The following is an 11,169-nucleotide window of genomic DNA, read 5'->3' as shown; positions in this document are numbered from 1 at the left end:
TTAAGCACGCCGCCAGCGTTCGTCCTGAGCCAGGATCAAACTCTCCGTAAAAGACCTGCGAAACAACGATCCCCAAAAGAACCGCGAATCAGTCAAAGACATCAAGTCAAATCACTAGCAGAAAAACTCAACTAGCATTTCAAACAACACCCGATAACAACCACCACAAGCGGATGGCTGATACATCGAATGCTTTCACCAAAACAAAATATTTCGGCACTGACATTCATCGACACACTGTTGAGTTCTCAAAGAACACGCACACACTCTCGACCCACAGACACACAGTCCGTCGGCCCCAAGGGCAACTGCTCCAGCCTATCCCAGCTTGGTCTCGGACACAAGGACCGACTCTTGGGGGATAAAACCTGCCAGGCCACACGTCCAACCTCGTTCACCCAGTCCGTGAAGACCGGGTCGGTGTCCGTCGCTCTGACTCGACAAAAGTTACGCCACCAACCACACCAACGCAAATCGGCAGGTCGACCCATGCTCTCGGGGCATTCGCGCAGTTCGGCCCCGGGGCGTCGGGTCATCGCGCCCACTACACGCTGCAGGGTGCGCGTGTGATGCCAGCCACAGTCCGAACCTTCACTGCGGCAACATCGTTCACCCCCGAGTCGCGTTCCGGCGCACACCGTCCACGTGCTCCGGCACCGCAATGTCCCCCGCGAGATCTGGGGCAGGTTCGGCGTCGCCGAGCGCCTCCCACACCGGAACAACTCCGGCCCATACGTCTCCCCGCTCGATGTCGAGGTCGTCGTCGACCGGTCCACCTGTCCGCGACTTCACCGATGCCTCGTACATCGAAAGCGCCAGTACCGCGGTGGCTGCAAGCTCTTTCCGCGTATGCGCACGCAGATGAACGCTTCTTCCCGGGACCACCTGGTCGACTATCGCGTCCAATGCTCGAATCCGTTCGTCGGCGTCCTCCACTCGCCGAGGTCGTCCGACCACAACGGCGCTTCGATAGTTCATCGAATGATGGAATGCAGACCGAGCCAGGACGAGCCCGTCGACGACAGTCGTAGTGACGCAGATGTCCTGATCCGGAGCGTCGATCATGCTGCGTGACGCCACTGATCCATGCAGATACAGCGTGCCTTCCCTGTCCGGACCGGCGGGATCCACGCCGAACACGGTAGGTACGACGCGAGGCACTCCATCCACGATCACGCCGATGTGGCATATGCGCGCTGAGCGCAGTACGTCGAGCAACGCTGCGCGTTCGAGGCCGGCGCGATGCCTCCCCCGCATCACTACCGTTCGCGCTGTCGGGGAAAGAGGCACGTCGTCGACTGTCATGGTTTCCAGGATGCGGGACGAGTGGCCTTTCGTCATGGTCCAATAGAGCTGCTTTTGTTCAGGCCACTTCGACGCGGATACCGAAAGAGACCACAACCCCATGCTCCCGATCTCCCTGTCGATCACCCTCGATCGCGCCGACGCTCGGACGTTGCCCGTCCAACTGGCGGATCGCATCCGGTCCGCAATCGACGACGGAGACCTGCAGCCCGATTCTCGATTACCCAGCACCCGAGCACTTTCCGTCGATCTGGGCATCGCGCGTGCAGTCGTGGAGAAGGCTTACGAACAGCTTGTCGCAGAAGGTTGGCTCGATGCCCGACGCGGTTCGGGTAACTATGTTCGACACATCCCCCGCGCACCTCGATCGATTGCGATGGCGTCGAGCGCACACACCACACCACGAACACCCCCGCGGATATCTCTCCGTCCGGGAATCCCGTGGACTCCGCCCTCGACATCCGATGCCTGGAAGCGCGCGTGGCGCGACGTCGGCAACACACCGCCTCCCGGCGACTATCCCGATTCCACCGGCACGCTCGAACTGAGGACTCGCGTCGCCGATCTACTCCGCCGCGCACGCGGACTGCACACCACACCGGGGTCGATCGTGATCACGACGGGCAGCATTCACGGCCTCGACCTGGCCCTGGGTGCGCTTTCCGCTGCCGAATCGGTCGAACACGTTCTGGCACTGGAGAATCCAGGCTACAAATCCGCCGCTGCGCTCGCGACACATCGCGGGTGGTCCTTGCACGACGTCCCCGTCGACCGCGATGGCCTGATCGTCGAACAACTCGACTCGACTCCCCCACGAACACCGGCCGTGTACGTCACGCCGTCGCATCAATATCCGACCGGCGCATTCATGCCCATCGGCCGTCGACGTGCGCTGGCGGACTGGGCTCACAGCAACGATTCCATGATCATCGAGGACGACTACGACTCCGAATTCCGTTACAGCGTAGCACCTTTGCCCACCGTGGCCGAACTCGCACCCGACCGGACCGTGTACCTCGGCACCGTATCCAAGACCCTCGGCGCCGGGGTTCGTCTCGGCTGGATGGTGGCACCTGAGTCGATGGTCGACCGCATCTCGACAACGCGCCGCGCGATCGGCGATCATCCCTCGGTTCCCGTCCAGCATGCGATGACGTCCATCTTGCGCGACGGCGAATGGGACAGAGCCGTCCGAACGGCCCGGCGGCTCTATCGAGCCCGCGACCGCCTGGTCGCGGCCGCGCTGGCCAGGTTCGGCGAACTTCGCGGAGTCGGAGCCGGCCTGCATACCGTGTTGATACTCGACACTGCCGCAGCGCGCGACGTCGCTACCTCATGCGCCGCGAGGGGCGTGGACGTACCGACGCTCGAACACTCGACCCGCTCGCACACAGCCCGGGGCGGAATCGTCGTCGGGTACGGATCCGTCTCCGACGACGAATTGGACTATGCGATAAGCATATTGGTCGAGGCGCTGGAAGCTACGCTGCTCAGCTGACCCGCTCGATACTGCCACCGAGTGCACTCAAGTTCTCGACGAATCGCGGATAGCCGCGATCGATGTGAAATACGTCGTGCACCTCCGTCGTACCGTCGGCCACCAGTCCCGCGAGAACCAAGCCGGCCCCGGCCCGAATATCGGAGGACCACACCGGTGCGCTGGACAGCTGTGGCACACCGCGAACCACGGCGTGGTGGCCGTCGGTGCGCGCGTCGGCCCCGAGCCTGATCATCTCCTCTACGAACCGGAATCGTGCCTCGAAGACGTTTTCGGTGATCATCGACGTACCGTCCGCGACTGTCGCAAGTCCGATGGCCATCGGCTGCAGGTCGGTCGGGAACCCCGGATACGGAAGCGTCGCAAAATTCACCGCGCGCGGTCGCTCGTGTTGCACGACGCGGAAGCCGTCGGGCTCGCTGGTGACCTCGGCGCCTGCGGACCTCAATTTGTCCAGCACCAACGACAGGTGCTTGGGGTTCACACCGCGGACTCGCACGTCCCCACGAGTCATGGCAGCGGCGATTCCCCACGTGGCGGCGACGATGCGATCGCCGATCACCCGATGGGTCGTCGGCTTCAGCGCGCTCACACCACGAATGGTCAAAGTCGAGGTGCCTGCACCGCGGACGTCGGCACCCATCTCGTTCAGCATGTTGCATACGTCGACGATGTCCGGCTCACGCGCGGCGTTGTCGATCACCGTCTCCCCGGTGGCCAGGACTGCGGCCATCAAGATGTTCTCGGTGGCACCGACGGACGGAAACGCCAGTCTGATGTTCGCGCCGCGCAATTCGTCTGCTTCCGCAACGACACATCCGTGTTGGATCTCGCTGCGTGCCCCGAGCAATTGAAGACCGGACTGATGCATGTCGAGGGGACGCGACCCGATCGCGTCTCCGCCCGGCAGTGCGACGACAGCTCTCTTGCACCGCGCAACCAGCGGCCCCAGCACGCACACCGAAGCTCGGAACTGGCGAACCGCCGCGAAATCGGCGTGATACTTCGGCATGGCCGGAGTGGTGATGTGAACGACCGATCCCTCCAACTCGACCTCACAGCCGAGCCCGCGCAACACCTCTGCCATCAGTGGCACGTCCAGGATGTCGGGGCAGTTGGTGATCGTGCTGGTGCCCTCTGCCAGCAGCGCTGCCGCCATCAATTTGAGGACGCTGTTCTTCGCACCACCGACCGCCACCTCACCGACGAGGCGATTTCCACCGTTGACCAAAAAGCGTTCACTCACCTCGACAGCGTAGCCAGCGGGACCGGCCGACACCCGCGCGGTACCGTAGCGCGCATGGCCGTCCACCTCACCCGCATCTATACGAGAACCGGCGACGACGGGACCACCGGGCTGAGTGATTTCTCGAGGGTGTCCAAGAACGACGAACGACTCATTGCCTACGCGGACTGCGACGAGACCAACGCGAGTCTCGGTGTGGTTCTCGCCCTCGGCAACCCGCCCGAATCGGTTCATTCCGTGATCCGCACCATCCAGAGCGATCTCTTCGACGCGGGGGCCGATCTGTCGACTCCGGTCGTCGAGAATCCGCAGTACCCGCCTCTGCGCATCGATCAGAGCTACGTCGACCGGCTCGAAGGCTGGTGCGACGAGTTCAACGAGGATCTCCCCGCACTGACGTCGTTCATTCTGCCGGGCGGAACGCCGCTGGGAGCGTTGCTACACGTGTCGCGAACGGTGGCCCGACGGGCGGAGCGGTCGGCATGGGCTGCGGTGCACGCGAGCCCGGAAACAACAAGTGCATTGCCGGCGAAATACCTCAACCGGCTCTCGGATCTGCTGTTCATTCTGAGCCGATACGCCAACCCCGAGGGCGACGTCCAGTGGGTTCCCGGGTCGAGCCGCGCCTCGAGCGACCCGACTACCGGCGACAGCTGATCAGGCCGCCGGTCGGCGGCGACGCGATCGGCCGGAGGGACGTGATTCGACCCAGGACAGGAAAGCGGTCAACGCACTTCTGTCGAGGGCGATCTCGAAATACTTTCCATTGTCGGACAGTTCCAACACGGCGATGTCCGGAGTCATGATGTCGAACTCGGTGTCTCGTGGGGCTCGTCGATCACCCACGTGAATGTCCTGCCTACCCAGCCGATGATCGGGGCCGGGGCGAAGACTGGACAGCTTGAAGAATACGAGAGTGTTGTCTCCGTACCGAATGATGCCGTGACGCCAACCGGCACCACCGTCCGTCGGCAACACCCGCATGATCGCGGCGGTTCCCCCGCGCCGTAGAACCATCAGACGGTACGCAAAAGCCGCGACGAGCCCTGCGAGCAGCACAACCAGAATGATCAGAACAATCAATCCGTAGTGCATCGCAGGTCTCGTCGCGGCTTCTCGTGAACCTAGGACCGCTCGACAGCGCGGACACGACCCTTGGCCACAGCAATGGCCTCGAGGTCGTCGCCGTTCTCTGCCACTACAGCCCGTGCCGCCTCGACATCGATGTCGTCGGCGAAATCGGCCGATTCTGCCAGCACGGTGACCGTCTTGCCGGTCACCGACAGGAATCCACCGTGGACGGCTGCGATGAGCTTCTCGCCGTCCGTGGTCGTGATCGACACCGTGCCGCCCTCGATCAACTGCCCGAGGACAGGCTCGTGGCCCAGCATGATGCCGATCTCACCTTCGGTGGTCTGAGCGCTGACGATGGTCGCGGTACCGGACCACAGCTTTTGCTCCACAGCGACCAGGGAGACCTCCATGCCGCTCTTCTCGGAAGAAGTCACGTCGGTCTACTTTCCGGCCATCTTCTTCGCGGCTGCCTCGACATCGTCGAGACCACCACAGCTGTTGAAGGCCTGCTCGGGAAGGTGGTCGTACTCACCCTTGGTGACCTTGTCGAATGCCTCGATGGTGTCGGAGAGCGACACGACCGAACCGGCCTCGCCGGTGAACTTCTCGGCAACGATGAAGTTCTGGCCGAGGAACTTCTGGAGGCGGCGTGCACGGCCGACCAGAACCTTGTCCTCTTCCTGAAGCTCGTCCATACCGAGGATGGCGATGATGTCCTGCAGCTCCTTGTACTTCTGCAGGATCCGCTTGACCTCGTTGGCGACGCGGAAGTGCTCCGCACCGACGATGCCGGGCTCGAGGATGCGCGAGGTTGAGCTCAGCGGGTCCACAGCGGGGTAGATACCCATCTGCGAAATCGGACGCGAGAGCTCGGTCGTCGCATCGAGGTGCGCGAACGTCGTGGCCGGAGCCGGGTCGGTGTAGTCGTCGGCGGGAACGTAGATCGCCTGCAGCGAGGTGATCGAGCGTCCACGGGTCGAGGTGATGCGCTCCTGGAGCTCACCCATCTCGTCCGCCAGCGTGGGCTGGTAACCGACGGCCGACGGCATACGACCGAGAAGGGTCGACACCTCCGAACCTGCCTGCGTGAAGCGGAAGATGTTGTCGATGAACAGAAGAACGTCCTGTCCCTGAACATCGCGGAAGTACTCCGCCATGGTCAGTGCCGACAACGCCACGCGCATACGCGTGCCGGGCGGCTCGTCCATCTGGCCGAAGACGAGGGCGGTGTCCTGGAGGACGCCCATCTCTTCCATCTCGAGGTGAAGGTCGGTGCCTTCACGGGTGCGCTCGCCGACTCCCGCGAACACCGAGGTGCCCGAGAACTCGCGTGCGATACGGGTGATCATTTCCTGGATCAGAACGGTCTTGCCGACACCGGCACCACCGAACAGACCGATCTTTCCGCCCTTGACGTACGGGGTCAGGAGGTCGATGACCTTGATGCCGGTCTCGAGGATCTCGGTCTTGCCCTCGAGCTGATCGAAGGCTGGTGGCTTGCGGTGGATGCCCCACTGCTCGCCGTCGCGGCCGAGTCCGGGGGTGTCCAGGCAGTCACCGAGGGCGTTGAACACGTGGCCCTTGACGACGTCACCGACGGGAACCGAGATCGGCTTGCCCGAGTCGATGACTGCAGTACCGCGGACGAGTCCGTCGGTGGGCTGCATCGAGATGGTGCGAACCAAGTTGTCGCCGAGGTGCTGTGCGACCTCGAGCGTCAGGGTCTTGGCCACGGTCGGCAGAGTGATCTCTGCGTTGAGGGCGTTGAACAGTGCGGGAATCGAGCCGCGCGGGAACTCGACGTCCACAACGGGGCCGATGACCCGAACGACACGGCCGGACTGAGTGTCCGCTCCGCTCGCGTTCTCTTGGGCTACTGCTGCGGTCATTGCTTAGTCACTTCCTGCGCTGTCGGCCAACGCGTTGGCGCCACCGACGATTTCGCTGATTTCCTGGGTGATCTGGGCCTGCCGAGCCTGGTTGGCCTGACGGCTCAAGGTCTCGACCAATTCGTTCGCGTTGTCCGTCGCTGCCTTCATGGCGGTACGACGCGCCGCGGACTCCGACGCTGCTGCATCGAGCAACGACGCATAGATCCTGGTGCTGATGTACTTGGGCAGCAGCGCCGAGAGCAGAGTTCCCGCTTCCGGCTCGAACTCGTACTGTGCCTGCACATCTGCGGTCGGTGAGTCGCTCAGCGCATCCGCACCCATCTCGAATTCCTCGTCTGTGTACGAGATTTCGAGCGGTGCCATACGGCGAACTTCGGGCTTCTGCGTGAGCATCGACACGAAGCGGGTGTAGACGATGTGCAACTCGTCCACGCCCTCGACGGTGCCTTCACCGTTGGGAGCCTCGACCTCGGTGCCCGAGCCGGCCATGAACAGTTCGACCAGGTGCCTACTGGCCTTGGCCGCGTCGGCGTATCCGGGCTCCTGAGAGAAGCCCGTCCAGGCACCCTTCACGTCCCGCTCACGGAATGTGTAGTAGCCCAGGCCTTTTGCGCCGAGGACATAGATGACCGGATCCTTGCCCTCGGAGCGGAGCAGCTGGAACAGCTCCTCCGTCTCCTTGAGCACGTTGGAGTTGTAGCCGCCGCACATACCGCGGTCGCTGGTCACGACCAGAACCGCGGCACGCTTGGGCTCGGGTCGCTCGTTGAGCAGCGGGTGATCGAGCGAGCTCGATGCACTTGCCAACGCGGAGAGCACCTTGGTGATCTCTTCCGCATACGGCTTCGATGCGGCAACGCGGGCCTGAGCCTTGGTGATTCGCGATGTCGCGATCAACTCTTGTGCCTTGGTGATCTTCTTGGTCGAGTTGACCGACTTGATGCGGGAGCGAAGCTCGAGAATGCTTGCCATCTAGCTGTTCACGCTCCCTTCTGTGCTCGTCTTGGCATCTGTCATCGCAGGCCTACTTGCTGACTGTCTTGCGAGTGACGTTGACCTGCTCCTGGCTGACCTCGTCGGCGTTCAGAGTGTCTGCCTCGGCCTCGTTGACGACGCGGTTGCCGTCCGAGTCGACGAATCCGGCCTTGAACTTCTCGGTCGCCTCGGTCAGTGCCTTCTGGTTGTCCTCGTCGAGAGCCTTGCCACCGGCAATGCTGTCGTAGACGCCGCTGGCGTTGCGGTGCAGGTCCTCGAGCAGCTCGGTCTCGAAGCGACGCACGTCGCCGACGGGAACCGAGTCGTACGTTCCCTGCCCTGCGAGCCAGATCGAGACGATCTGATCTTCGACGGCAACCGGGGCGTACTGATCCTGCTTGAGCAGCTCGACCAGACGTGCGCCGCGTTCGAGCTGAGCCTTGGAGGCCGCGTCGAGGTCGGACGCGAACGCAGAGAAGGCTTCCAGCTCGCGGAACTGAGCGAGCTCGAGGCGAAGAGATCCGGAGACCTTCTTCATGCCCTTGGTCTGTGCCGCGCCGCCGACTCGGGACACCGAGATACCGACGTTGATCGCGGGACGGACACCCTTGTTGAACAGGTCCGACTCCAGGAAGACCTGGCCGTCGGTGATGGAGATGACGTTGGTCGGGATGTATGCCGAGACGTCGTTGGCCTTGGTCTCGATGATCGGCAGAGCCGTCAACGATCCGCCACCGAGCTCGTCGGACAGCTTCGCCGAACGCTCCAGCAGACGGGAGTGCAAGTAGAAGACGTCACCGGGGTATGCCTCGCGGCCCGGCGGACGACGCAGCAGCAGCGAGATGGCGCGGTACGCCTCGGCCTGCTTGGTCAGGTCGTCGAACACGATGAGGACGTGCTTGCCCTGGTACATCCAGTGCTGGCCGATGGCCGAGCCGGTGTACGGGGCGAGCCACTTGAAGCCGGCCGAATCGGACGCGGGAGCCGCGACGATGGTCGTGTATTCGAGTGCGCCCTGCTCTTCGAGTGCAGCCTTGACGCCTGCGATCGTCGAGCCCTTCTGGCCGATGGCGACGTAGATGCAGCGAACCTGCTTCTTCTCGTCGCCGCTCTCCCAGTTGGCCTTCTGGTTCAGGATCGCGTCGATGCAGACCGCGGTCTTGCCGGTCTTGCGGTCGCCGATGATGAGCTGACGCTGGCCGCGGCCGATCGGGGTCATGGCGTCGATCGCCTTGATACCGGTCTGCAGCGGCTCCTCGACGGGCTGACGCTCGAGCACCGAGGCAGCCTGCAGTTCGAGGGCGCGGGTCTCGGAGGACTCGATGTCGCCGAGGCCGTCGATGGGCTTGCCCAGGGGGTCCACGACGCGGCCGAGGTAGCCGTCGCCCACGGGGACCGACAGCACGTCTCCGGTGCGCTTGACTTCCTGGCCTTCTTCGATGTGCTCGTAGTCACCGAGGATGACGGCACCGATTTCGGTGGCATCCAGGTTCAGCGCGACACCGAGGACTCCGCCGGGGAATTCCAGGAGTTCGTTGGACATCGCCGACGGCAATCCGGACACGTGAGCGATTCCGTCGCTCGTGTCCGTAACCGTGCCGACCTCCTCGCGGGAAGACTCCGGTGAGTAGCTCGCGGTGAAGTTATCGATCGCGCTACGGATCTCGTCGGAGGAGATCGTCAGCTCCGCCATAGTGTTTCCTGCTCTTCCTTCAAATGATCGCGGGGTGAAATGTCTCGAAAGTCGAGACGCTTCTTCTCGTTACTGTGTCCGTGTCGGACTATTTGAGCGTCTTTCGCAATGCAGCGAGGCGGCCTGCCCCGCTACCGTCGATGACCTCGTCGCCGATACGAACGACAAGTCCGCTGAGCAGTTCGGTATCGACCTCTACATGCACCGTGACCTGCTTGCCGTACGTGCGGGTCAAGGTGGCCGTCAGCTTCTCGAGCTGACTGTCGCTCAGTGGTGCTGCGCTGCGGACGTGGGCAACCGCGCGGTCGCGCTGCTCGGCGGCCAGATCGGCCAGTCCGTTCAGTACGTCGGCGGGAGCAGCCTTTCGCGGACGCGTCACAGCCTGAACTGCAAGCGCCTCGGTGACCGCGGTGACCTTGCCGTAGAGCAGGCGACCGAGCAGTTCACGCTTGGCCTGAGCGGGCTTCGAGCGATCCGAGAGGGCCTGCTCGAGCTGCGGGTTTCCTGCCACGATCCGCCCGAGGCGGAACAGCTCGTCCTCGACCGTGTCCAACTGATCCTGATCGGCCGCGGCGCGAAGCAGAGCTTCGCGTCCCAGCTCGACCAGCGAGTTCAGCAGGTCGCGAGCGGTGGACCAGCTTTCGCCGGCAGCGGCCTTGACGATCGTCGCCGTTGCACTCGACACCTGGCCGGAGAAGACCTCTCCGGCCAGATCGCTTCGCCGAACGCCCCCGACCGACGAGTCGGCGAGAGCGGTACGCAACGTGCGCTGCGCGTCGAGGGTCTCGACGACGGCGAACAACTCGGCACCGGTCTGAGCAGCGACGGCTGTTGCCTCGCCTGCCGACGCGGACCCCAGAGCTTCGTGGGCAACCGACCGCGTGCGGGCGAGTGCCTCACGAGAAGTTGCGTACATGGTTCGACTCACTTTCCGGATGCGGAGTCCGCGGTGACGGAATCCAACTCGTTGAGGAAGCGATCGATCGAACTGGAACGCTTCGCGTCGTCGGACAACTGCTCTCCGATGACCTTCTCAGCGAGTTCGACGGCCGTGCGTCCCAGATCTCCCCGAAGTTCGGTGACGATCTGCTGACGCTGAGCAACGAGCTGATTGTGACCTGCGGCCACGATCCGGTCGCTTTCTTCCTGCGCCTTTTCCTTCATCTCGGCGAGAATCGCCTGCCCCTGGGTGCGCGCTTCCTCGCGGATCTGCGCGGCCTCGGAACGGGCGTCGGCCAGCTGAGCGTGGTACTGCTCGAGAGCAGCCTTGGCTTCTGCCTGTGCCTCTTCGGCCTTCTTGATTCCGCCTTCGATGAGCTCGGAACGCTCAGCGAGAACCTTGGTGAAGCGCGGCACCACGTACTTCCAGAAGAGGAAGCCGATTGCCGCGACACAGACGATCGACCAAACGATGTCGTAGGTTGCGGGCAGAAGAGGGTTGTATTCCTCCCCCTCCGCCGCCAGCAACGTAATCGCGTTTGTCATC

11 protein-coding genes are annotated in these 11,169 nt (G+C 63.4%); 2 read left to right on the top strand and 9 right to left on the bottom strand.

Annotated features, from left to right (window positions below):
* Positions 1 to 609: 609 nt before the first annotated feature.
* The gene (locus QM590_RS15875) at positions 610 to 1,305 is read right to left on the bottom strand and encodes a pyridoxamine 5'-phosphate oxidase family protein (protein ID WP_269595652.1); all 696 of its coding nucleotides are present in this window, start codon (positions 1,303 to 1,305) and stop codon (positions 610 to 612) included.
* Between the two features lie 100 nt (positions 1,306 to 1,405).
* Here QM590_RS15875 and pdxR point away from each other — a divergent pair, with 100 nt between their 5' ends.
* Positions 1,406 to 2,803 carry a MocR-like pyridoxine biosynthesis transcription factor PdxR gene (pdxR, locus tag QM590_RS15870; RefSeq protein WP_269595651.1) on the top strand — a complete coding sequence of 466 codons (1,398 nt, stop codon included), beginning with the start codon at positions 1,406 to 1,408 and terminating at the stop codon, positions 2,801 to 2,803.
* Here pdxR and murA read toward each other — a convergent pair.
* Positions 2,796 to 4,049, bottom strand: a complete 1,254-nt coding sequence (murA, locus tag QM590_RS15865; protein WP_094614651.1) for a UDP-N-acetylglucosamine 1-carboxyvinyltransferase — start codon at positions 4,047 to 4,049, stop codon at positions 2,796 to 2,798. The genes pdxR and murA overlap by 8 nt on opposite strands.
* 54 nt (positions 4,050 to 4,103) lie before the next feature.
* Here murA and QM590_RS15860 point away from each other — a divergent pair, with 54 nt between their 5' ends.
* Complete coding sequence (locus tag QM590_RS15860; RefSeq protein WP_269595650.1) at positions 4,104 to 4,706, top strand: cob(I)yrinic acid a,c-diamide adenosyltransferase; 603 nt, start codon at positions 4,104 to 4,106, stop codon at positions 4,704 to 4,706.
* On the opposite strand, the gene QM590_RS15855 is transcribed toward QM590_RS15860, so the two are convergent.
* The 7 genes from QM590_RS15855 to QM590_RS15825 all read right to left on the bottom strand — a co-directional run bounded on the left by QM590_RS15855 (position 4,707) and on the right by QM590_RS15825 (position 11,168).
* Entirely contained in the window at positions 4,707 to 5,144 is a 438-nt protein-coding gene (locus QM590_RS15855; protein WP_068048245.1) for a DUF2550 domain-containing protein, read from the bottom strand.
* Between the two features lie 29 nt (positions 5,145 to 5,173).
* Entirely contained in the window at positions 5,174 to 5,533 is a 360-nt protein-coding gene (locus tag QM590_RS15850; RefSeq protein ID WP_037193376.1) for a F0F1 ATP synthase subunit epsilon, read from the bottom strand.
* 30 nt (positions 5,534 to 5,563) lie between these two features.
* Positions 5,564 to 7,012, bottom strand: coding sequence for a F0F1 ATP synthase subunit beta (gene atpD / locus QM590_RS15845; RefSeq protein WP_094638681.1), 1,449 nt, complete (start codon positions 7,010 to 7,012; stop codon positions 5,564 to 5,566).
* Positions 7,013 to 7,015: 3 nt separating this feature from the next.
* Positions 7,016 to 7,987 (bottom strand): F0F1 ATP synthase subunit gamma, encoded by a 972-nt coding sequence (locus QM590_RS15840; RefSeq protein ID WP_094638680.1) that lies wholly within the window; start codon positions 7,985 to 7,987, stop codon positions 7,016 to 7,018.
* A 52-nt stretch (positions 7,988 to 8,039) separates the two neighbouring features.
* Entirely contained in the window at positions 8,040 to 9,683 is a 1,644-nt protein-coding gene (gene atpA, locus QM590_RS15835; RefSeq protein WP_037193380.1) for a F0F1 ATP synthase subunit alpha, read from the bottom strand.
* 88 nt (positions 9,684 to 9,771) lie between these two features.
* Entirely contained in the window at positions 9,772 to 10,599 is an 828-nt protein-coding gene (locus tag QM590_RS15830; RefSeq protein ID WP_269595649.1) for a F0F1 ATP synthase subunit delta, read from the bottom strand.
* Positions 10,600 to 10,607: 8 nt separating this feature from the next.
* Positions 10,608 to 11,168, bottom strand: coding sequence for a F0F1 ATP synthase subunit B (locus QM590_RS15825; RefSeq protein ID WP_032393521.1), 561 nt, complete (start codon positions 11,166 to 11,168; stop codon positions 10,608 to 10,610).
* Position 11,169 lies beyond the last annotated feature (1 nt).

Source organism: Rhodococcus sp. IEGM 1372, assembly GCF_030056835.1.
Taxonomy (GTDB): Bacteria; Actinomycetota; Actinomycetes; order Mycobacteriales; family Mycobacteriaceae; genus Rhodococcoides.
This window is presented reverse-complemented; position numbering and strand designations above follow the sequence as displayed.